Source organism: Shewanella fidelis ATCC BAA-318 (assembly GCF_000518605.1).
Lineage (GTDB): Bacteria > Pseudomonadota > Gammaproteobacteria > Enterobacterales > Shewanellaceae > Shewanella > Shewanella fidelis.
Genome location: NZ_KI912460.1, coordinates 16,685 through 39,774, shown reverse-complemented (window position 1 = coordinate 39,774; position 23,090 = coordinate 16,685). Strand labels below are relative to the sequence as shown.

The window sequence follows — 23,090 nt, the reverse complement described above, 5'->3', positions numbered from 1 at the left end:
ACATGAACTCTTCACAAGATAATCTTTTTGCCAAGCCATATAAACATGTCAGCGATTTTCAATTCGATGACAAAGTCGCGGGTGTCTTTAATGACATGATTAGACGCTCTGTTCCCGGCTATGGACAAATTATTAATACTATTGGTGATCTAGCAGATAAATACGCTACACCAAACACAAAAATATATGATTTAGGCTGCTCATTAGGTGCGGCAACATTAAGTATTCGTCGCCGTGTTGAAGGACGTAATTGCCAAATTGTCGCCATTGACAACAGTGAGTCCATGATCGAGCGCTGTCATGAAAATCTCGCCGCATACGTAAGCGAGACACCTGTAGAATTAATTTGTGGTGATATTAGAGATATCAAAATTGAAAATGCATCACTTGTTGTACTTAATTTTACCATGCAATTTCTAGCGCCTAGCGACCGTGAAAATCTACTGCGTAATATTTATCAGGGACTGGTTCCTGGCGGATTATTAGTCCTTTCTGAAAAGTTATATTTTAAAGAAGATAAAATTCAAAGCACATTAGATGACTTACATCTCGATTTTAAAAGAGCAAATGGTTACAGTGAGTTAGAAATAAGCCAAAAGCGTAGTTCACTCGAAAATGTCATGAAGCCTGATACCCTAATCGAGCACGAAGCAAGAATTCGAGCTCAAGGATTTGGGCAGTTCAGCGTATGGTTCCAATGTTTTAATTTTGCATCAATGGTGGCAATTAAGTGATTAGCTTCAGCTCATTTTACAAACAAATTTCAGATTCAAGCCTGCAACATTGGCTAGAAACTTTGCCTGCTATCCTTGGTCAATGGCAACGTGAACATAAACACGGCTCATTACCTAAATGGGAAAAGGTGCTTAATAAGCTGAACTATCCAGAAGCAGATCTCATTGACTTTAAGACCAGTGTCAAGATCGGTTCAGGTGAACAGCTCAGCGAAGGTGAAAGAGAAAAGCTCGAAAACCTGTTAAGCATTTTCAAACCTTGGCGTAAAGGCCCTTACTCGTTACATGGCGTTGAAATCGATACCGAATGGCGCTCTGATTGGAAGTGGGATCGCGTTGTCCCTCATATTTCTCCATTAGCTAATCGTACCGTCCTTGATGTTGGTTGCGGCAGTGGCTATCACATGTGGCGTATGTTGGGAGAAGGGGCTAAACACGTGGTGGGTATCGATCCATCCCCGCTATTTATGTGTCAGTTTGAGGCGGTTAAACGCTTAGCTGGTAACGAACAACCAGTACACTTCTTACCTATTGGGATTGAAGATCTACCACCTTTAGACGCTTTTGATACCGTATTCTCAATGGGTGTGCTGTACCACCGCCGCTCACCAATCGATCATATTTATCAATTAAGAGATCAATTACGTACAGGCGGTGAGCTGGTACTTGAAACCTTGGTTGTAGACGGTGATGAAAATACCGTTCTAGTTCCGAGTGACCGTTACGGTAAAATGAACAATGTTTGGTTTTTGCCGTCAGTAGCAGCACTCATGCTGTGGCTAAAGAAGTGTGACTTTACCGATATTCGTTGTGTTGATGTTGATGTCACTTCACTTGCAGAACAAAGACGCACAAAATGGATGCCAAATGAATCATTAGTTGATTATTTAGACCCTAATGATGTTAGCCTAACAATTGAAGGTTACCCGGCACCAAAAAGAGCGACAATTATCGCAACTAAAAATCAGCCAAACAAAGACTTAATCTAGCAAATAGTAAATGGGAAGCACTATGTTCAAGCAGATAATTTGTATTGCCGCAATCGCAACCGCACTTGGCGGCTGTGCAACGACTAACGACAAGAATGCACCAATTCCAGTTGATGCTACTGCGCTTGATGCCAGTTTAACAAAACAAGAAACCAAGCTTATCGCTGCAATTAACCAATGCGATGAAGCCCAATCTGCAGGCTTTGCAGCATTAACCGCCAAAATTGACGACCTCAATGCCAAGGTAGCTGACATCAATGTTAAGCCAGAACCTGCGGTTGTACCTGTTGTAGCCCCAGTTCAGTGCCCTCCTTCACCGATTGGTGACAAATTTATGCTAGGTGCGGTTGAGCATGTTTATATCGATGAAGTGAAAGCTAGCTTCGAAACCCGTATCGACACTGGTGCAGAATCATCATCTCTTGATGCTCGCAACATTATTCTATTTGAAAGAGACGGTAGTCAGTGGGTTCGATTTGATGTTTTCACTCAAGGTAAACAACAACCTGCGAAAACTTTTGAATCGAAAGTTGAACGATTTGTGCGTATTAAACAAGATGCTGAAGATAAAAGTGATCGTCGTCCTGTTATCCATGCTCACTTAGAAATTGGTGAATACAAAGCTGAAACCGATTTAAACCTCAGTGATCGTAGCCACCTTGAATATCCACTATTGCTTGGCCGCAAGTTTATGCAAGATATTGCCGTTGTCGATGTTGGACAAACCTTTATCCACGGAAAAAAACAAGACGCTAAACCGTCTAAAGAAAATAAATAGGATAATTGCAAATGCATTCTAGAAAACCCTTTTATATTTTAGTCGCCTTACTGTTTATTACCGGTATCGCCGCCAGTGTTTATCGCGGTATTGAACATAGCGTGCCTTTTTTACCTGGCAAGCAAGTTCAAAGCTGGGCAGTTGATGCCAAAGTCAGTTTTCGTGGTACTGGCGAACCTGCTGAAGTGTCATTTTCATTGCCGGAAGATCCTGCCTACGAAATTTTAGTTGAGAACGCGACCTCACCCGGCTACGGCTTGACCATCACCAACAATGCAATAGATCGTCGTGCCATTTGGTCTATTCGCAGTGCCAGTGGTAAGCAAGATCTTTATTATAAAGTTACCCTTATCCCTACTGGGCAAGATAAACTTTTAGCTGATAAAGAACCACAAATTCCTACAGCATATACTTGGCCTGCTACAGAGCAAGCGGCAGCTGAACAAACTATTGATGAAGTCTGGTCAAAAAGCGCCACCAACCTTTCTTTTGCTCAACAACTGAATAAAGAGCTAAATGCCAACGAACGTAGCCAAAATATTGAACTACTGCTGACCGGTAACTCTCCGAGCCAACTGTTTATTCGTATGCTGCATAGCAAAGGTATTCCAGCAAAAGAAGTCAGCGGTCTTTATTTAGAAGATCAGCGCCGTAGACAACAGTTGTCGACTTTCGTTGAAGTTTATAATGACGGCCAATGGCATTTATTTAACGCAGAAGAAGGCAGCCAAGGCCGACCTGAAAATCTACTTTTATGGGATCGTTCAGGCACATCTGTGCTTGATGTGATTGGTGGAGTAAATTCTCAGGTTAACTTCTCAATGTTGCAAGATACGCGCTCAGCGTTGGCAACGGCAATTGATGTAATGAAAAATGACAATGCGTTAGATTTTTCGCTATATCAATTACCACTTGAAGAGCAAAGTCTATTTAAAGGGATTTTACTTATCCCAATTGGCGTATTAATGGTGGTATTTCTGCGCGTACTTATCGGTATTAAAACTTCCGGTACTTTCATGCCAGTGCTTATTGCCCTCGCCTTTATTCAAACCACACTGTTTACTGGTTTAATTGGCTTCCTGTTAATTGTTGCATTTGGCTTGATGATCCGCTCATATCTCTCGGATCTCAACCTATTGCTCATATCACGGATCTCGGCAGTTATTATTGTTGTGATAGGTATTATCGGATTATTTACCTTGCTGTCTTATAAGTTTGGTTTAAGCGAAGGCTTAACCATTACTTTCTTCCCGATGATCATCTTGGCATGGACCATTGAGAGAATGTCTATTCTTTGGGAAGAAGAAGGCCCTAAAGAAGTAATCGTTCAAGGTGGCGGCAGCCTATTTGTTGCAACACTTGCTTATCTTGCTATGAGTGCTAGCTGGGTACAACATTGGGTATTTAACTTCTTAGGTATTCATTTGGTCATTTTGGCATTAGTTCTGTTGATGGGCCAATACACAGGGTATCGCTTGCTTGAATTAAAACGCTTCAAGCCACTAGCTGGAGACAAATAATGTTCCTAGCAAATCCAGCAACTTTACGACGCAACGGCGTTCTTTGCATGAACAAGCGCAATATCGACTATATCGGTCGATATAATCCGCGTAAGTTTTATAAGCGAGTCGATGACAAGTTAACCACTAAACAGTTAGCACTGGCGAATAACATCGCCGTGCCAGATTTAATTGGTACCGTATCAGAGCAACATGGTATTGCAGAGATCCCCGGTATGGTTGACAACACAGATGGTTTTGTAATTAAACCTTCTAAAGGTTCTGGCGGTAAAGGCATTTTGGTAGTGACCAAAGTCGAAAATGGACGCTACTATAAACCTAATGGACAGGAAGTGACCCCCTCAGAGGTCGATCGCCATGTATCGAACATTTTGAGTGGCCTGTTTTCTTTAGGCGGCAAGCCAGATGTCGCGATTGTAGAAGGCTTAATTCAATTTGATCCCGTTTTTGATGGCTATTCCTATGAAGGAGTACCTGATATCCGTCTGATCATTTTTAAAGGCTTTCCTATTATGGGCATGTTACGCCTTTCTACTGCAGCATCTGACGGCAAAGCCAATTTACACCAAGGTGCCGTTGGCGTTGGGATTGATATTGCAACAGGTAAAGGCTTACATGCGGTGCAGTTTGACCAACCTATCGACCTACACCCTGACACCAAAAAGGAGCTTATTTCGATACAAGTCCCTCAATGGGATACGTTATTGCACACAGCTTCAATGGCTTATGAAATGTCGGAGTTAGGTTATCTTGGTACCGATATGGTATTAGATAAAAATAAGGGACCGCTTTTACTTGAATTAAATGCACGTCCTGGTTTGGCAATACAAATCGCTAACGGCCGTGGTATTTTGCCGAACCTTCGTCATGTGGAAAAAATGGGCAACCATAACATGACAGTCGAAGAACGTGTGGCTTACGCAAAAATCCATTTCAGTGCCAATAGCTGATTGTCGAAAGTGGCTATTACAGCCTATATTGTACTTGCTATTTTGCGTTAATACGGCAGCTTATGCTGCCGTATCGCCAATTCCCCTTCTCGTTGAACAATGCCTAAGCTATCAATTCCCAATTAATAATGACTTAGCCAATAGTCCAACTCAGCAAGCAATTCAGTTTGAACGTAATTTAATTGGTTTCTTTAATATCAACGATAGACTCAAATACTATCGTCAATTTCCGCTCACTTATGCAGATAGAGAACGTGTTTTACAGTGTCAGCTATATTTAGCCGACGAGCTCGCGCTATTTTTTAAATCAGCAAAGTTTCAATCGCTTCGATTCAACTTAGCTGCAAGCAAAGATCCTAATATCCAAGCACTTATTCAACGCCTAAATAGACTTGCTCAAAATACTGAAAAACCTTATCACAAAGCGCAATTGCACACTGCGCAAGCAGCATTTAAACAAGGTATCGCCAGCCAAGCGTTAAGCATTAACTTTACTGGTGAAAAGTGTCAAATTAATCCCGAGACAGTAAATGTCGACCAAATGGGGCAAAAACAAGCTAAAACATTTGATGACACCTTAGCTAATTATCTGATTAATCAGCCAGATGAACTTTGTAGAAAACACGTATGGCAAGCCTATCAAGGACGGGCATCGGTAAAAAACCAAACGGTATTAAACCAGATAACAGAACTTAGAGCGCTGCAAGCAACGCAGGCGGGCTTTAATGATTATGTTGAGCAAATAACCAGCCAGCAATGGCTTTCAACGCCTAGCGCTGTGATACAGTTTTTACACAATCAAACTCAGGCTATAAATATTGCGCCTTGGGATTTAGGCCGTAAATTGGCGCAATCAAACTCTACCCCAGTGACAGCTTACAGTTCAACAATGTGGTTAGAGCAAGTGGCTAAAACATTAACCACATTTGCAATTAGCTTTTCCAAGGTCAATAACAAGCTCTACCGTGTTTACCATGAAGGAAGACTACTCGGCGAAATTTATCTCAACCAAGGCAATAGAGCCAAAGCGAAAGCGATCCGCCACAGCGTCGTTGGCCAGCAATTTGGTCAATTTGAGTTGTCACTGCCTGAGAACTTAAACCGTTATAGTCAACAAAACAGAGCTATTGAGGCCATCGCAAACATTATCAGTCAGCTTGGCAGAGGTGACAAATTCTACTTAAATAACACGCTTGGCGAGACCCAAGATAGTGCCAAAATTGACCAACTATGGTTGCAGACTTGGCTTAAAGCGCAATTACTTCCTACACCAATGCCCGATAGCAAAGAAGCCATATTGCAGCGCTATTCAGTTCAGCTTCAGGTTTTTCGAGCTAAAGTCGCGTTTAACACTTATATGGCGCCCGATAATGGCAACCGCTTTGATTTAAATAGCGAGTTTACTTTAGCATTTGGAAAAAGCTGGGATAATATTACTGATTCAGCATACAGTTTTAGCGGTATCGTGTATCAAGGGCCACTATATTATCAAACTATATGGCAGCAAGCTGTCGCTACAGCGGTTTACCTAGCAACTAAAGGCTGTCAAAATCAACAAAGTATTTTCAACTACTTAGTGGTAAATGAAACTGCCAGCGATCTAGCCACTCGATTGCAATTATTATTAGGGGAGCCAATTACCAATGACTCACTCATCAAAAGGACTCAATATGTCTTCAATCATCAAGATCAGCACCCTCGCCGCTGCACTTTTTTGCGCCAATAGTTTTGCCGCCGACCTTGCTGTTACAGAGTCAACTAAGGCTGAAGTTTATCAAGGCATAAAGAACAACCTTGAAACCCACCTGTTCGAATTACCTCCTCGTGTACAAGGTCACTACGGTATACGCCAATATCGTATGACTGGCGATGACAAATATGCCAATGCAGCACTTGTTGATTTATACGCTGTGACCGAAGCACAAGCGTTTTATGCTTGTAATCTCGATAAGCCGGGATTTATTACTGAGCAAGCAGAGCAAGCTATTTCTGTTTTAGGTAAAGGCCCAAGAGCCAAAGCTCGTAAAAAGGCGTTGCAGCCCTTCCCTGAATTTATTTTCTACACCGATGTATTACTGCGCTTCTCAAGTCGAATCGATGAGTTCGGTTTCACCGGCCCCTGTCATGACAAACTGACTTCAGCCCTTAAAAAAGCGGATTTAAAAACTGGGTTAACCGACAAGGCCATGATTGAAACTTGGGCTGCACAACTGATTAACTACGTATATTGGGCAAAACAAATTGGCGTAGGTGATTACCTAGCCGACTACAAACAAGCTTTTATCGATGTCTATCCTGATAGTAAAGATAGCAAGTTAAATAAAAAGCAGTATCGCAATAAGCTGTACGGCATGACTCACTTTATTTTTGCAGCCAGTGAATATTACCAGCACAATGTCGATGCAAAAGAGTTTGCCTGGATCTTAAACCACTTCGAGCGCAATATTGACCGTATTTTAAAAGACGCCACTGACGATATTATCGCTGAAGTTGGGATAAGCTTTTTGCTCGCTGGTCAAGCTGACAATCCGGTGGTGAAAAAAACCCAACAGCACATCATTAATGCCTTCGACGTAAAAGAGCAAATCATTTTGTCGCCAAGAGGCAACCCGGATCTTGTCATTGGCGAACATAGAAACGTACTTGCAATGATGCTACTTGATTGGCCTGAAAAGTTGCATAAAGGGCCGTATTTGGCTGAATTAAAAGCAACCAAAAAGTACTTACCAAAACAGGTCACACCGATTAAAAAGTAACAAGCTAAAGTTAACTCCCCCTCAAAGAGCCCGTTATCGGGCTCTTAATAATTACGTCTTTTTTCAGGCATTAAAAATGGATAGAGCAAAATCAACGCTAGAACAATGGCGTATTCTTCAAGCTGTAGTCGATTACGGTGGCTATTCACAGGCAGCAGAAAAGCTAAATAAAAGCCAATCTTCGCTAAACCATGCAGTAGCCAAACTACAGTCGCAATTGGGAGTACAACTACTTGAAGTTAAAGGGCGTAAAGCCTACTTAACTGAATGTGGTGAGGTCTTATTACGGCGTTCTAGGCATATCACACAGTCAGTGAATGAATTAGAAGCACTCGCAACGAATCTTGAAACTGGCTGGGAGCCCACATTAACTATTGCCCGTGAAATAATCTATCCTATGGAACACCTTGTCGACGCTCTCAGTGAGTTTCTTCCACAAAGTCGAGGCACGAGAGTGACTATTATTGATAGTGTGCTTACAGGTACAGCAGAGTTAATTGAACAACAAAGTGTTGATCTTGCTATTTGTGGCGGCGCTGCGCCAAAAGGTCAGCTAGCTGAGCCATTAGTCGATATTGACTTTATACTCGTCTGCCATCCTGAACATCCATTAGCAAAAATGGGGATTATTGAGGATGAGCAAACCTTAGCTCAACATCTTCAAATTGTCATCAAAGATACGGCATTAGTGCCAAATACTGATCTTGGTTGGCTGAAAGCCGAACAACGCTGGACAGTCAGTAACTTTCATGAAGCAATGACGATACTGCGAAAAGGCATTGGCTTTTGCTGGATCCCGCAAAACCTATTAACCGACGAGCTTGAACTGCAACAACTCACTAGATTGCAGCTCAAAGGGGCAAGTAAACGCCAAGCGACATTAAGCTTAGTGATCCCCAACCGGGATAAACAAGGCCCAGCAAGTCAACTTCTTGAAACGCTGATTAAACAGCGTCATCAAGTTGGTTAAGCCTTAATGTAATTTAGCCAGTTTATCGACCAAGACTTCGCGTTTAAATGGCTTAGGCAAGTAATCATCCATGCCTGAGTCAAAACATTTCTGAATATCGTCATCTAAAATAGAAGCGGTTAAAGCAATGATTGGCACGGCTTGAGCAGCAGCCTGCCTCTCGAAATTCCGAATCGCCTTAGTCGCTTCAAACCCATCCATAACCGGCATCATGCAATCCATCAAAATAACCGAAAATTTCCCTTGATGCTTTTTATATTGCTCTAACGCTTCTTGCCCATCATTTGCAATAACGTAGGCCAAGTTCAATTTATCTAGATTTAACGAAACCACTTTTTGATTTACTTTGTTGTCTTCAACCACTAACACCAGTTTAGATTGTTGAGCTGCTGAACTAATGCCAAGCCCTGAGTTATTGTCAACCCCACTCGGCTCCCGTGCAAATTGTTGTGTTACTGATTGCAATAAATTGTCTAAACGCACACCGAGCAGGGGCAAGGTAATATAACCCGCCACCAGATCGCCAAACTCTTTTTTATCGCAATGATTCGCTCTAGCAATCAAAATCGGCACTTTATTATAGCGAGCAGCTATCTTCGCCAACATTGTCATATCGGCAACGTCTTCAGCATGTAAAATTATCAGCGCCGATTGCGATAACTCGATTTCGATATCATTTGTAGAGCAAACAACAGATAACGGGTATCCAAAGCCGGTTAAGTTTTGGATCAGCAATGGACTTGGTGTCAGAGCGCTGTATACAACCTGCGTACTGCGTTTGGCTACTAATTGCACCTCACTGGTTTTTATGTCAAAAACTAATGAAAAATAGAACTCACTGCCCTCGCCCTTTGCCGAGTTCAAACCTATTTGGCCTCCCATCATACTGACTATTTTGCTAGAGATTGATAGACCTAGGCCTGTGCCGCCAAAATTAACCGCGGTATTGGCGGCTTCCTGCTTAAATTCTTCAAAAATATGTTGATGCTTATCAGCCTCGATGCCAACCCCAGTATCTTTAACTGAAAACAATATCTTAATTGAATCAGGTGTTTGCAACTGGCTCTTCATAGTAAATAGTACCTGCCCACTCGCGGTAAACTTTATCGCATTAGAGGCTAAGTTCATCAATACTTGACGCAATTTCTGCTCATCAGCCCGAATATAATTAGGGATAGACTCATCAATCACGATATCAACGCAGATATTTTTTTGTTGAGCTTTAGGCGCAATTAATGCGGCGGTATCGTAAATAACTTCTTTTACTGCACAAGTATGAGGACAGATCTCTAGATGTCCCGACTCAATTTTAGACAGGTCTAAAATATCATTTATAAGCATCAGCAAAGTTTGCGAAGAGGAGTTTATGGTACTTAAGTAGTCTTTTTGGGGCGCTGATAATTTGGAGTCATTTAAGATCTCTGTCATGCCGATAATGCCATTTAACGGCGTTCTGATCTCATGGGACATATTGGCTAAAAATGCACTTTTTGCGCGGTTAGCACGCTGCTCCTTCTGACGAGCATTGATTAATCCGGTTTCCATTTTTGTAATTGATACATAGATATAGCCTAGAATCGCAATAATAGATAAAACAAGTAGCGCCTCACTGATAGCCTGAAGCAACACGAGAGCTGCGATATTTTTTTCTACTTTAACTGGGACTGTTTCGAACAGCGCCTTTAAATTATTTTCAACATTGTGGGCATTTTCCCTTAATGCACCGTGGTAGCCTAACTGCTCTGTATAACCTCTTTTCTGCATTGATTGTTGTAGTGTAAAAAATGACAGCCTAAAGACATTGAACGCTTGTTGAAGTGACTGATTTGGCGAAACCGCCTGTTTAATGAGCTGCTCCAATTCATCAAACTCTTGCTCTATTTTTAGTAATAATTCATCCTCAAAACTATTAAAATAATCAAATATAGTTGATTGATTTATAATAATTAAATTAAATATCTTAGGTTGATTTGCTTGATTAACAAATAACTGTAACTGCTTAGCATTATGCTCAAACTGCTGCAGTAAGCCGAGCCTTGTACTTGTTCCATGTAACCTATAAATCTCATCAGATAAATGTGTAAACGCTACCTGATAATTATCGAGCTCATTCATGGCTTGTTGGCTATTAAATGACACCTCAAGCGAGCTTCGATTTAGCAACTGTTCAATTTCAACCAGTTGTTTAACCAACAATTTATTCTGCTGTTCAACTTGCTTGATATATTTGGCGTCGAAGCGGCTTATAAAGTCTTTTTCGTTACGGCGGATCATTAATAGGGTTTTAGCTGACTCAAGCACTTTAGTCTCAATTTTGAGCAAATTAGCTTTTGTTTCAAAGACGTATTGTGTGAGTAGTACATTAACGATGAGCAATAGAAGAATTGCAGCGCTACCCGCGATTAAAAACTGTTTAATAGACCAACGTCCTTGTTTAGCCATACTGTATTGCTCTCAAGTCCTTTAATCAGCTAACAATAGGCTAAAAACCAATATTCCTCCAGATTACAGCCAATTAGTCGAGTAACGGATTGGCTTTAAAGGGCAAAAACAAAAAAGGCGTTCTAATGAATGCCTTTAGCAATAAATCGAGTCACACTGTTATATCAATTAAGCTACCGATCATATCTGATGATGTTTGAATCACTTCGGCAGATGCTTGTGCTTGGGTAACGGCGAGATTGGCATCAACTAATGCTTCAACAGTTGTAGCACCTGTATTACTGACTGTGGTGCCACTGGTAGATTGACTCACACCAGCAACATCAATGGTTGCTTGGGTTAAATCAGACTGCGCCGCTTGAAAACCATTTTGGCCTGAAATAATACTCGGTGGGATCTGCATATCCTGTACCTTTATGAATAGAGGTGTTCAAATTATCAACCATCCAGCGATAGATGTATAGTTAATTACTATTAAAAACATACAATAATCGACCAAATTGTGGTTATCTTTACTACAATAACAAAAGCGTTAGAAATAGCCTTTGCTATATGAAAATGATAGCCTAATCCAATAAAAATAACGCATAATACCGATATATTGAAAGGGGCACCAATATGGAAAAAGTAAGAATACTTATCGTAGATGATGACCCATTTTGCTCAAGCCTTCTATTGTCGATTCTAGGCGATGATTATCAAGTAACCACCGTAAACTCAGGCTTAGATGTCATTGATATCTCTACAATTCAAAAACCCGACTGCATTTTTTTAGATATTATGATGCCCGGTAAAAACGGTTATCAAGTACTAAAAGATCTCAAAGATAATCCACTAACCACGACAATACCTGTGATTATTGTCAGTGGCTTAGTTGAAGAATCAGATCAAAACTTGGGGCTAAGATTAGGCGCGAGTGGTTATATTGGTAAGCCGATTAACCCAGCTGAAGTGTTTAAGGTTTTAAAAAGCTGTCAATAGTGACAGCTTTTTCTCATTCTCATCTGCTATAAACAATCGCTAAACTACCAACCCGTCTCCCAATCTTTCCATACTGGATTTAAACCACGCGCTAACATAGCATTTGCGACTAAATCGGGGCTACGCTCATCACTTATCTCAAATTGATCGAGCTCAGTATTTGGCTCAACGTAACCACCGGGCTGAGTCGAACTCCCTGCACTCACATTAGTCACTCCAAGTGCAAATAAGTTATCCCGTAGCTTTGGTGTTTCTCTAGTCGATAAACTAATTTCTAGCTGCTGATTAAAAAGTCTAAAAGCGCAAATCATTTGCACTAGGCCTTTATCAGTAAGCTCCACTTTAGGTGCAACACCGCCAGTACATGGTCTTAATCTTGGTAAAGAAATACTAAAGCGACTGCGCCAATAAGTTCGTTCAAGGTAGGCTAAATGGTGGCCCATTAGCAAGGCGTCTAGGCGCCAATCATCAAGACCAAGCAATACGCCCAGACCAATTTTATCGACCCCAGCCCTAGCTACTCTATCAGGTGACTCAAGCCGATAAGCAAAGTCACTTTTCTTACCTCGAGTATGGTGCGCTTTGTAAGTTAGCGGGTTATAGGTTTCTTGGTATAGCATTACAGCATCAAGCCCTTCAGCAACCAGCTCCCGGTAGTCTTGCTCCTCTAACGGCTGTACTTCCATCGCAACATAGCTAAAATGTTGGCGAATTAACGGCAGCATTTGTTTAAAATATGGCACGCCAACTTTAGTTTCATGTTCACCGGAAACCAATAATATCGAATCATAGCCCATCGACTTTATTGGTTTAATTTCATCTAAGATCTCACTTTGTGACAGCGTCTTACGCTTAATCTTATTGCTCATTGTAAAACCGCAGTAATCACACTCATTGGCGCACAAGTTTGACAAATAAAGCGGAATATACATGCCGATACTTGCGCCAAATCGTTGCCGCGTAAGCGCAACAGATTGCTGCGCCATTTGTTCTAAATAAGGCTCTGCAGCAGGCGACAGTAGCGCTAATAAACTATCTAGATCACCAGTCGGCTTCAGTAGCGCTCTTTCAACATCCTCTGCTGTTGATGAATACAGCTTAAGCTTCAAATCGCTAAGGGATAACTGCTTAAATACGTCAACAAAACTCTTAGTTACCGTTTGTTGTTCGGCGCTTTTTGCATCTGGATTATTCATTTAGAAAACCCGTTAATGGGCTAGTATTGTGCGCTTGATGACTCACTGCACCTAAACCAGCAAGATAGGCTTGTCTACCCGTATTGACCGCTTGTGCAAAACAATGCCCCATAGCAACTGGATCTGCGCTGCTAGCGATTGCAGTGTTGACTAGCACAGCATCAGCGCCAAGCTCCATTGCATGAGTCGCTTGTGACGGCGCACCAATACCCGCATCGACAATCACAGGCACATTGGCTTGTTCGATGATAATTTTTAAAAATGTTTCAGTCGCTAAACCCTGATTTGATCCAATAGGGCTTCCTAGCGGCATCACCGCTGCGCAGCCAACCTCTTCAAGGCGACGGCATAGCACAGGATCAGCATGCACATAAGGCAGTACCACATAGCCTTGCTCACATAAAATTCGCGCGGCCTCCAGTGTTTCAATGGGATCAGGCATTAAATACTTAGGGTCGGGATGAATTTCTAGCTTAACCCAATTTGTACCTAGCATCTCTTTAGCGAGATGGGCAGCAAAAATCGCTTCCTTAACGTTTCTTGCACCAGCGGTATTGGGCAGTAACTTAACCCCACTATCACGCAGTGGCTGCAATATATTGTCGCTGCCGGTATTTAAATCGAGGCGCTTTACCGCCAAAGTCACTAGTTGTGACTCAGATGCCGCTATCGCGGCTAACATGAGATCTGATTGTGCAAATTTGCCAGTACCGGTAAACAAACGTGACTGAAATTGATGATCTGCTATGGTTAACATATTAGCCTCCGGCTACCACTGAAAACAGCTCTAACTTATCGTTCGCTTGACATTGAGTTGTATGCCAAGTAGCTCTTGGCGCAACACAATTGTTTATCGCCACGGCAATAGCAGCGAGCTGAATATCGTTTTCTAAACTGTATTGTTCAAGAACCTTGGTTAAACTCGCCCCTTGTTCAACCTGTTTCATTGCATCATTAATAAAGATTGTAATCATCAAAGCGCCTTAATATTCATGTTGATTCTGGTTTGCAGTCCCTGCGCTAGTCACACACTCATTGTAGTGGCTAGCTTGACCGCAAACCGAGCAGCTTTCATCGCGAGTAATGATTAATTGTCGCCAACTAAATTGCTTGCCATCAAAGCGATATAGATTTCCTACTAATTGCTTATTTCCAAGCAATAACTGCAGTGCCATCAAACTTTGCATCGACGCAAGAGTGCCAACCATAGGGCCTAGTACCCCAATAGTTTGACAGGTCTGATTGACCTTCATATCCGCAGGAAACAAACAGTGATAACAGCCACTATCAGGCTTGTACTGCTGCTCAATACATAAAAGTTGACCTTGGAAATGAGCAGCAGACGCCGATACCAGAGCAATGTTCTGACTAACAGCGATTCGGTTAACCAACTGACGTGTTTCAAAGTTGTCGCTGCAATCGAGTAAAACATCGTATTGCCTATCAAGCTTGAAAAGTGGTTGCATGCTGGTCGCGGTTAAGTGCTCAGCAACCGCACTAATCCGCACTTGTGTGTAGGCCTTGGTTAATTTAGCTGAAGCTGCAACCGCTTTATTAACACCGATATCGCTATCGTGAAATAACAGTTGTCTAGGTAAGTTAGACACTTCAACCTTATCACCGTCCACCAGCGTGATATTGCCGACACCTGCTGCTGCAAGGTATTGAGCAACCAAATTACCTAATCCACCAACCCCAATAACAATGACATGGGCATTAGCAAACTGGGCTTGGCCAGATTCGCCAACTTCAGCTAACAACACCTGGCGCGAGTATCGTAGAAAGTCACTATCGCTCAACGCTTTAGTGCCACTGTTAGCTTTATTGCCGCTTGCTGTAGAGGTGAGTTGCTCCGTTACCACAATTACACCTCCGCCTGCCAAGCCATATTTAGCGCTTTAAAAGCGGCTTGTGGATCAGTTGCTTGTGTCAACGCCCGCACCACGGCAATATCATCAACTTGAGTCGCTTTAACGCTTGCAAGAGTTGTTGCATCTATGCCACCAATTGCCACAATAGGTAACTCCCCTTTCATCAAGGATACGTAGCGCGCAAGCTTAGCTAATCCTTGAGGTTTAGAAGGCATCACTTTAGTCGTGGTTGGAAAAATATGACCAAAAGCGATATATGATGGCTGGTGCTGATTTGCTAATAAGATCTCGAAGTAACTATGACTCGACAAACCAAGCGCGAGGTTAGCACTTTGCAATTGAGCTAAGTTACTCGCAATAAGATCTTCTTGTCCTAAATGCACACCATAAGCCTGATGCTTAATCGCTAGCTGCCAATGGTCATTGATAAACACCCGCGCTTGGTAATCACGGCCAAGGGATATCGCTTGAATAATACTTTGTTCAAGCTCAGCAGCATTAGGATCTTTAATCCTTAGCTGGATTGTTTTAGCCCCAGCTTTAAGTAAGGTTTCCAATATATCGAGATCGGCAACCACAGGGTAAAGCCCTAGCGCTTCATCAATCCGTTTAAAACCCTTGTCACTCGCCTTTACCTGAATCGTCTCCAGCAAAGCTGGCTTTGGTTCAGATATGCTAACCATCTTAATGTATGGAAACTCGCCTAAATCTTGTGGCCAAGCGGTTCTTGCCAAACAACCCGGCCCCTGACCTACCTGATAGCTAGCCTTAAGACCAGCATTGACATAAGCCTTAGCGACGACTACAGCATCATTAAGTACAAAACCATGGGCCATCACTGCAGCAATTGCTGAAGATAATGTGCAGCCGGTACCGTGGTTATTAGCCGTTTCTACTCGCTTACTCGATAACCAAAAGCTTTGCCATTGATGCTTATCAGAAATCCCGTCAACACCGACACAGACCAATAAATCATTTGCTTGTTGTTGGCACCAAGCTGGCCCGTTATCGCCACCTTTTGCTAACACTGATGTGCTCAAGGTTTCTGATAGGTTTTTAGCAGCTAAAATGCATGACTCAACACTGCTAAGCTCAGTTGCAGCAAGCACAGCTAATTCACACACATTCGGCGTGATTAAGGTCAGTAAGCCTTTAAAAGGGCTAAAGTCTAAACCTTCGCCAGTGGCTAATGCATCGCCACATGTAGCCACCATGACCGGATCTAAGATAACCGGCACTTTAATGCCTAATTGCAACCAATTGGCTAGCTGCTTAGCCAACCAGTCGGCTAATAAATCGATTTGACTTTGGTTGGCCAATAAACCAATTTTTATCGCTGCTGGCGGCAAGTCACTAGCCAAGGTATCAAGTTGTGATAACAACATTTTGCTCGATACTGACTCAACCAATGCCACGGTAACCGAACTTTGCGCCGTTACCGCAGTTATCACACTACAAGCGTGGGCATCAAGATCTGACATCGTTGCCAGATCTGCTTGAATACCCGCACCACCGCCACTATCTGAACCAGCAATTGTCCATACAATTGGACGCTCCACAGATAACGCATCTGGATTTGCCATGATTAATCCTCTAGTACTGCATCAGATTGCTTATGGCTGGCTTCATGGTACAACTCTGCACCTTTGGCTTTAAACTCAGCAGACATTTTGGCCATCCCCTGTGCTCGCTCAGTTTCGAGGTTTTCAGCGTCACTGCCCATGTATGACTGATATTCCGCAGCCGATTTAATATCAATCGCGTTTGGATTAGCATCCCGTTCCTGCGCTGCAGCATAGTCACGTACTTCTTGGGTAATTTTCATCGAGCAAAACTTAGGGCCGCACATAGAGCAAAAATGTGCAACTTTAGCCGACTCTTGCGGCAGTGACTCGTCGTGATACGCTCGTGCAGTCTCTGGATCTAACCCTAGGTTATATTGATCTTCCCAACGGAACTCAAAACGTGCTTTTGATAACGCATTATCGCGAATTTGGGCACTTGGGTGACCTTTAGCAACATCACCGGCATGAGCGGCAATCTTGTAGGCAATCAATCCTTGCTTAACATCTTCTTTGTTTGGTAAGCCTAAGTGCTCTTTAGGGGTGACATAACACAACATTGCGCAGCCATACCAAGCAATCATTGCAGCACCAATACCCGAAGTGAAATGATCATATCCTGGAGCGATATCTGTCGTTTGTGGGCCTAAGGTATAAAACGGCGCCTCATCACAAGCCTCAAGCTGCTTATCCATATTCTCTTTGATAAGGTTCATTGGAATATGGCCCGGGCCTTCGATGATGGTTTGCACATCGTATTGCCATGCAATTTTGACTAACTCACCTAAGGTTTCAAGCTCAGAGAATTGCGCTTCATCATTGGCATCAGCAATCGACCCCGGACGCATACCATCACCTAAAGATAGTGATACATCGTAAGCGGCACAGATCTCACAGATCTCTCTAAAATTCTCGTAAAGGAAGTTTTCTTTATGGTGGGATAAACACCACTTAGCCATGATAGAGCCACCGCGAGAAACAATTCCGGTTAAGCGCTTAGCCGTCATCGGTACGTAACGCAGCAACACCCCTGCATGAATGGTGAAGTAGTCAACGCCCTGCTCCGCTTGTTCGATTAAGGTATCGCGGAATGTTTCCCAGTTTAGATCTTCGGCAACACCATTGACTTTCTCTAGTGCTTGATAGATAGGCACAGTACCAATTGGCACTGGTGAGTTACGAATAATCCATTCACGGGTCTCATGAATATAGCGACCTGTAGACAAGTCCATCACTGTGTCCGCGCCCCAACGGGTCGACCAAACCAGCTTTTCGACTTCCTCTTCAATCGATGAGGTCACAGCAGAATTGCCAATATTGGCATTCACTTTAACCAAAAAGTTGCGCCCGATAATCATAGGTTCAGCTTCGGGATGGTTAATATTGAGCGGGATAATCGCACGACCACGTGCCACTTCTTGCCTAACGAATTCAGGGGTAATTGGCTCGCCAATCGCAGCACCAAAACTCTCACCTTTATCCTTTTGCGTCAGCACTGGATCTGTCACTTCAGCTCTTGCCATGTTTTCACGAATGGCAATATATTCCATTTCAGGTGTAATAATACCTTGGCGGGCGTAGTGTAATTGGGTAACCCTTCTGCCCTCTTTTGCACGACGTGGCGGCAGTAAGGATTCAAAACGTAGATGATCTAATCCATCATCAGCAAGACGTTGCTGAGTAAAACCGGAACTGGCACCAGCCAATTGTTCAGTATCATCACGCTCAGCAATCCAGTTTTTACGGAATTTTTCTAGGCCTTTACGTACATCAATCTCAGCATCTGGATCAGAATATGCACCAGCGCAGTCATACACTTTTAGCGGTGGGTTAGCTTCGAATACAGGATTGTGCTCATCACCACCAATCAAGGTATCCGACTGATGAATTTGGCGCATACCCACTTTAAGATCCGCGCGGCTGCCTTGAAGATAAATTTTCTCAGAATTAGGGTGCTGTAATGGTTTTAGGTTATCAATAAACTGTTGTGCTTGGGCACGGGTTTCGCGACGATTTGACATTAGCAAACTCACTTTTTTGTATGAAATGAAGTTGCTTGTCAGGAGAAATGAGAATCTGAAAAGTTGAACATATAGCTGGTGCTCAAACACCAGTTACACGTAACCACCGAAATGCTGCTTTTAGTTATTTTCAAAGTCACTTTATGCAGTTATTTCGCTTGTTTCCTTCGCAGGTTCTAACCTGATCAGGTTCAACGGATCCCGAATTAACGGTCTCAGCCATATGGCACTCCGACAAGATGAGCTGGCAGTATAGATCTATCGGCAGGTGAGATACAAGCACTTAAAAAGTTATTAGACCAGAGGTGCTCACAAAGTAATTTAATCACAAGCTATTGAAGTATATGACTAAAGTGAATACTTGAGCTAAAGCGCCTCAATGCATATGAATTTTAATCAATCGCCATGTTGCTGGTAAATACAAGTTTTTAATCTTTTTAAATTACGCTTTAGCGGCTTATCATGCGCTGCTGCAAGCGTTTAGCAATGGCATCATTGATTGCTTGTTTGACTTTATCTTCACCGCAGTTAAACGGAAAGCCAATGGTTTCTGCATAAGGATTTATTTGATCGCCAATGTTTACGATTCTGTAGCAAGTATCGCCCTTTTTAACGATTCGATTAGGATCCAACTTATGGTCTGTGGTTTCCACCTTGCTATATAAATCAACCTCCGGAAATACCAACTCCTGCATATCGCCATCCATCTCACTCAATGAACGTTTTTGAGTATATTCAGCGCCACTTTCAGAGGCGAGTTGCTGTAACTTTCCAGCCTGCTGTTTTTGTAAATATGACTGAGTAAACCTATCAGACACAGAGCTAAAATCTAATTGTTCTGCCTGATTATTAATTTGAGGTTTAGTTTCAAAATACGTAGCTGCGCTAGATTTTCGTTGCTGCCAACTTGGCTGTTCAATACGCTGAGGCTCAGCCTCAAGCAACGGCGGTTGCTCATTGGTTGCCTGCTCATCTGCAACTTGCAGCTTAACTGCTGCTAACTTTTCAGAGGCAGGCTTGATTGTCTCTTTGTTTATCGACTCTGACTCTACTTTGTCTATAAGTTGAAGCTTGTTGTTCAACTCCTTATCTTGTTGCGCAATATCCGTTTGCGCTTCAGTCACACTTGGCTTTACTAGCACGCTTTTGGGGGCAACATACAAGTAAGAGCGGATCTTCGGTAACGCCTGCTTTCTATCAGGATGTTGTGGAGCAACCCAAAAATAATTAATTAATACGATAACTAATGAATGTAGCACTAATACCGGCAACATAATCCAAAACAGCCGTAACTGGATAGGCTTCGAATGAGCTGGTAATGGCGTATCAACCGCAACATTTATCTCATCCGTATGTGTGCTATTTACATACAGTGCTGTACTCGATTCTGCAGTTAACTCGCTGATATTTAAACAACCGCTACTTACACAATGATTGTTCGAATGGTTAGCATTGGTGCCAGCAATATCGACAGCGGTTATTGTTAAGGGAGGATCGCTCGGCATACATTTGCTTGCAGTCGCGACACAATCTTTTGGCTGACGCTGACCGGCACCATAAAACACAGTGATAACGTCAAGGTCACTATCTAATTGATTATCAGTAGTGCTAGCCGTAAATGGCTTAGCCTGACTAGGAATGTCTGCACTTGCTTGCACTTTTCTCGTTGTTGTAGCTTGTCCTAACTTCCTGTTAATTTGACCTTGCTGCATCCCTTTACAATTCCTAGTTAACTATCTTATGACATCTACTGCAGTATTCACTATTGGTTACATCTGCCGTAATCATCAGATTTATCGGCTGTTTTATTTAGAGCAAGCTCATTTATATTAGTTCCCGCAAGACTGGCTATTTACCACAAAGCCATTGATAAATATTTTAGCGTACACTTGTTAGCTAAAACTATAGCTTTTCAATTCAAAGCTGTTACACTGCAGCTAATTGTGGTCTAACCAGAAGTCTTTTATACGATGGCAGTAGAACAAGCAGTACTAGCAGAGAAGCAATCACCCCAAGCTGCCGGTCAAACAATCACCAAAGCAAACTATTGTGCTCGTGAAGAGCTAGCTAATAGCATTAGTCATGGTTTGGGTGTACTCATTGGGATCATTGGTCTACTACTGTGCATATTTAAAGGATACGACCACCTGAGTTTTATTCAGTTAACAGGTGTGGTTGTTTACTGCGCAAGCTTCATCTTGTTATTTCTTTGCTCAACGCTATATCACAGTGCCACATCACCACTTTTAAAGCACAGATTAAAGATTGCCGATCATTGCGCGATTTATCTGTTAATCGCAGGCACGTATACACCTCTAATGCTTATCACGCTGACAAATAGTGATGCAGATTGGGTACTCATTGCCATCTGGTCATTAGCCATAGGCGGAGTGCTATTTAAAACTTTGTTTATTGGCCGTTTTAAAGTATTTAGCTTAATTCTATATCTGGTTATGGGGTGGCTGTGCGTAACTGTAATGCACGACCTCATTGCCAATATGTCAGATGTTGGATTTTATTTACTGTTAGGCGGTGGGTTATTTTATAGCTTAGGCGTGATATTTTACGTAGCGAAGAAAATCCCCTTTAATCATGCGATTTGGCACCTGTTTGTATTAGCTGGTGCCGTGTGTCACTTTTTATGTATCTACCTAACGGTTATTTAATTGGCGCTACTAGCCTTTTCAGCGTGAGTTAGGATAATGACAAAACTGAACGAATTCGGCATGTAACCGCTGCGCCTCATCGTTCATGCCTGCTTGTTTAAATAGCTCAATAATGCATTCCACGGTACATAGCCCGCCTTCAACTTGATTACGCCGTAAAGTAAATTCAGATTTAGCCGTTTCAGTTAACGAGTAACGCCTAGCTGTTTTTAAATAAGCACTCTGACGCAACATTTTACGGGCTTCTTGCCATGTAGCATCTAAGATCACTACAGTTTGTGGCAGATTAGCAACCTCAATGGCTTCTAGAGCCGATGGCTGTTTGTTTATTTGCTCGACCTGCGAAGCAGAGGTATCAGCTGTATCGTTCAACTCATCTGCAGTATTTTCAGGAAACAATAACACTGTGTCGGGCAAAGACAATGCTTTTAGTAAAGCGGGATCTGGCCTCACCCTTGACCAAACAATCCTTTGGCAATGCTCACCTGCATGGTTAACTGCGATATGGCCAGTATTAGTTGGGCGAGTGACTTCCCGCTCGTGGGTCAACAGAATAATCTTCACAACTGGTTCTCTTAGATCTCTTAGCGCGGCAGTATATACTCAAAGTTAACTCTGCCAAAGCACAGAAACTTAATGAAAATCACAGCAGCGTACAGACAGTTTTTCAAGCTCATGAGAAATGTCTTCAATTTTGCCTACAACAACATGTGTGACTCCTGATTGACGCTCTAACACGCCTGAAACAATGCTTTGTCGTTGCAGCCTGCAACTAACCCGCCACTGTGACAATTTGACCACTGTTAGATCGCAAGCGATTTTAATTGCAAAAAAAGCGCCCCTCTAAAAGAGTAGCGCTTTGTTGCTAAGTTTATCGCCAACTGGTTTAAGCTGTGCGGGTGAAATTAATAACTTATTTGTATTTTTTCACTTTTTTCAATGCAATTTGCTGTTTAAGCATAGATAGGTGATCTGTAAATACCACACCGTTTAGGTGATCCATTTCATGCTGTAAAACAATCGCTAAAAACTCATCGGTATCAATCTCGAACGCTTTACCTTCACGATCAAGCGCTGTCACTTTAACTCCTTGGTGACGATTAACTTTAGCGCGGTAACCAGGAATAGATAAGCAGCCTTCTTCGCCTTGATATTGACCACGAGACTCCACTATTTCAGGGTTGATTAGCACCATAGGTTGATCACGTTCTTCAGATAAATCGATAACCAAAATAGCATGTAAACTGCCAACTTGCGTCGCTGCTAAGCCGATCCCATCATCGGTGTCATACATGGTTTCAATTAGATCATCGATAAAGCCTTGCACAGACTCAATATCTGTTACCGGCACAGCTTTACGCTTCAAGCGCTCATCGGGGATCGTTAAGATGTCTAACACTGCCATACTTTTATCACACTAATGTTAACTAAAAAATTCGCGCTATTATGACCGAATAACCAATAAAGGCAATCTTGAGTACGATATAAAGTCTCTCATCCCCACTCTATTAGGCTTATTCGCTCATTTCGTCTCTGAGTTCCTCTGTTTTAATACACCATATAATCAAACGAATGCGTCGCTATTTTGCACAATTAGCTCCACTTTTTATTAACATGTGGTAGCATGAATAAAAATGTATACAATATACGGATA

The 23,090-nt window shown here is 42.4% G+C and carries 20 protein-coding genes, 1 pseudogene and 1 riboswitch; of the genes and pseudogenes, 10 read left to right on the top strand and 11 right to left on the bottom strand.

Annotation, left to right across the window (positions count from 1 at the left end):
- Window positions 1-2 precede the first annotated feature (2 nt).
- The 8 genes from cmoA (at window position 3) to L884_RS0117950 (ending at window position 8,697) form a co-directional block, all read left to right on the top strand.
- Entirely contained in the window at window positions 3-734 is a 732-nt protein-coding gene (gene cmoA / locus L884_RS0117985; RefSeq protein ID WP_028768794.1) for a carboxy-S-adenosyl-L-methionine synthase CmoA, read from the top strand.
- On the top strand, window positions 731-1,723 hold the full coding sequence (gene cmoB, locus L884_RS0117980; RefSeq protein WP_028768793.1) for a tRNA 5-methoxyuridine(34)/uridine 5-oxyacetic acid(34) synthase CmoB: 993 nt from the start codon (window positions 731-733) through the stop codon (window positions 1,721-1,723). The genes cmoA and cmoB overlap by 4 nt, the downstream gene beginning before the upstream one ends.
- Window positions 1,724-1,745: 22 nt before the next feature.
- Complete coding sequence (locus tag L884_RS0117975) at window positions 1,746-2,501, top strand: ATP-dependent zinc protease family protein (RefSeq protein ID WP_028768792.1); 756 nt, start codon at window positions 1,746-1,748, stop codon at window positions 2,499-2,501.
- An 11-nt stretch (window positions 2,502-2,512) separates the two neighbouring features.
- A complete protein-coding gene (locus L884_RS0117970; RefSeq protein ID WP_028768791.1) occupies window positions 2,513-4,021 on the top strand; it encodes a UUP1 family membrane protein in 1,509 nt (502 codons plus the stop codon).
- Window positions 4,021-4,971: an alpha-L-glutamate ligase-like protein gene (locus tag L884_RS0117965; RefSeq protein WP_028768790.1), complete on the top strand. Its 951-nt coding sequence runs from the start codon at window positions 4,021-4,023 to the stop codon at window positions 4,969-4,971. Before L884_RS0117970 ends, L884_RS0117965 begins: the two co-directional genes overlap by 1 nt.
- Window positions 4,958-6,697 (top strand): M3 family metallopeptidase, encoded by a 1,740-nt coding sequence (locus L884_RS0117960; protein ID WP_245603164.1) that lies wholly within the window; start codon window positions 4,958-4,960, stop codon window positions 6,695-6,697. The genes L884_RS0117965 and L884_RS0117960 overlap by 14 nt, the downstream gene beginning before the upstream one ends.
- On the top strand, window positions 6,642-7,727 hold the full coding sequence (locus L884_RS0117955) for a DUF3541 domain-containing protein (protein ID WP_028768788.1): 1,086 nt from the start codon (window positions 6,642-6,644) through the stop codon (window positions 7,725-7,727). Before L884_RS0117960 ends, L884_RS0117955 begins: the two co-directional genes overlap by 56 nt.
- 76 nt (window positions 7,728-7,803) lie before the next feature.
- A complete protein-coding gene (locus L884_RS0117950; protein WP_028768787.1) occupies window positions 7,804-8,697 on the top strand; it encodes a LysR family transcriptional regulator in 894 nt (297 codons plus the stop codon).
- Between the two features lie 3 nt (window positions 8,698-8,700).
- Here L884_RS0117950 and L884_RS0117945 read toward each other — a convergent pair whose 3' ends face one another.
- Together L884_RS0117945 and L884_RS0117940 are read right to left on the bottom strand one after the other, a co-directional pair.
- On the bottom strand, window positions 8,701-11,139 hold the full coding sequence (locus L884_RS0117945; protein WP_028768786.1) for an ATP-binding protein: 2,439 nt from the start codon (window positions 11,137-11,139) through the stop codon (window positions 8,701-8,703).
- A 151-nt stretch (window positions 11,140-11,290) separates the two neighbouring features.
- Window positions 11,291-11,542 (bottom strand): hypothetical protein, encoded by a 252-nt coding sequence (locus tag L884_RS0117940; protein ID WP_028768785.1) that lies wholly within the window; start codon window positions 11,540-11,542, stop codon window positions 11,291-11,293.
- Window positions 11,543-11,757: 215 nt separating this feature from the next.
- Between L884_RS0117940 and L884_RS0117935 the strand changes: the two genes are divergently transcribed.
- The gene (locus L884_RS0117935) at window positions 11,758-12,120 is read left to right on the top strand and encodes a response regulator (protein WP_028768784.1); all 363 of its coding nucleotides are present in this window, start codon (window positions 11,758-11,760) and stop codon (window positions 12,118-12,120) included.
- A 44-nt stretch (window positions 12,121-12,164) separates the two neighbouring features.
- On the opposite strand, the gene thiH is transcribed toward L884_RS0117935, so the two are convergent.
- The 7 genes from thiH to L884_RS22670 all read right to left on the bottom strand — a co-directional run bounded on the left by thiH (window position 12,165) and on the right by L884_RS22670 (window position 20,482).
- Complete coding sequence (gene thiH / locus L884_RS0117930; RefSeq protein WP_051435686.1) at window positions 12,165-13,316, bottom strand: 2-iminoacetate synthase ThiH; 1,152 nt, start codon at window positions 13,314-13,316, stop codon at window positions 12,165-12,167.
- Window positions 13,309-14,073 carry a thiazole synthase gene (locus L884_RS0117925; RefSeq protein ID WP_028768782.1) on the bottom strand — a complete coding sequence of 255 codons (765 nt, stop codon included), beginning with the start codon at window positions 14,071-14,073 and terminating at the stop codon, window positions 13,309-13,311. The genes thiH and L884_RS0117925 overlap by 8 nt, the downstream gene beginning before the upstream one ends.
- Window position 14,074: 1 nt before the next feature.
- Window positions 14,075-14,290 carry a sulfur carrier protein ThiS gene (gene thiS / locus L884_RS0117920; protein WP_028768781.1) on the bottom strand — a complete coding sequence of 72 codons (216 nt, stop codon included), beginning with the start codon at window positions 14,288-14,290 and terminating at the stop codon, window positions 14,075-14,077.
- Between the two features lie 9 nt (window positions 14,291-14,299).
- The gene (locus tag L884_RS22360) at window positions 14,300-15,178 is read right to left on the bottom strand and encodes a HesA/MoeB/ThiF family protein (protein WP_051435685.1); all 879 of its coding nucleotides are present in this window, start codon (window positions 15,176-15,178) and stop codon (window positions 14,300-14,302) included.
- A 2-nt stretch (window positions 15,179-15,180) separates the two neighbouring features.
- Window positions 15,181-16,770, bottom strand: coding sequence for a thiamine phosphate synthase (gene thiE, locus L884_RS0117910; RefSeq protein WP_028768780.1), 1,590 nt, complete (start codon window positions 16,768-16,770; stop codon window positions 15,181-15,183).
- A gap of 2 nt (window positions 16,771-16,772) precedes the next feature.
- Complete coding sequence (gene thiC / locus L884_RS0117905; RefSeq protein WP_028768779.1) at window positions 16,773-18,770, bottom strand: phosphomethylpyrimidine synthase ThiC; 1,998 nt, start codon at window positions 18,768-18,770, stop codon at window positions 16,773-16,775.
- Between the two features lie 145 nt (window positions 18,771-18,915).
- Window positions 18,916-19,014: riboswitch (TPP riboswitch) on the bottom strand.
- Window positions 19,015-19,219: 205 nt separating this feature from the next.
- Window positions 19,220-20,482, bottom strand: coding sequence for a hypothetical protein (locus tag L884_RS22670; RefSeq protein WP_028768778.1), 1,263 nt, complete (start codon window positions 20,480-20,482; stop codon window positions 19,220-19,222).
- Window positions 20,483-20,740: 258 nt separating this feature from the next.
- Between L884_RS22670 and trhA the strand changes: the two genes are divergently transcribed.
- Complete coding sequence (gene trhA / locus L884_RS0117895; RefSeq protein WP_028768777.1) at window positions 20,741-21,436, top strand: PAQR family membrane homeostasis protein TrhA; 696 nt, start codon at window positions 20,741-20,743, stop codon at window positions 21,434-21,436.
- A gap of 18 nt (window positions 21,437-21,454) precedes the next feature.
- Here the strand turns inward: trhA and L884_RS0117890 are convergent.
- A pseudogene (locus tag L884_RS0117890) lies at window positions 21,455-22,003 on the bottom strand (tRNA-uridine aminocarboxypropyltransferase); the annotation flags it as partial.
- A gap of 346 nt (window positions 22,004-22,349) precedes the next feature.
- Complete coding sequence (gene def / locus L884_RS0117885; RefSeq protein ID WP_028768775.1) at window positions 22,350-22,841, bottom strand: peptide deformylase; 492 nt, start codon at window positions 22,839-22,841, stop codon at window positions 22,350-22,352.
- Window positions 22,842-23,090: the final 249 nt, after the last annotated feature.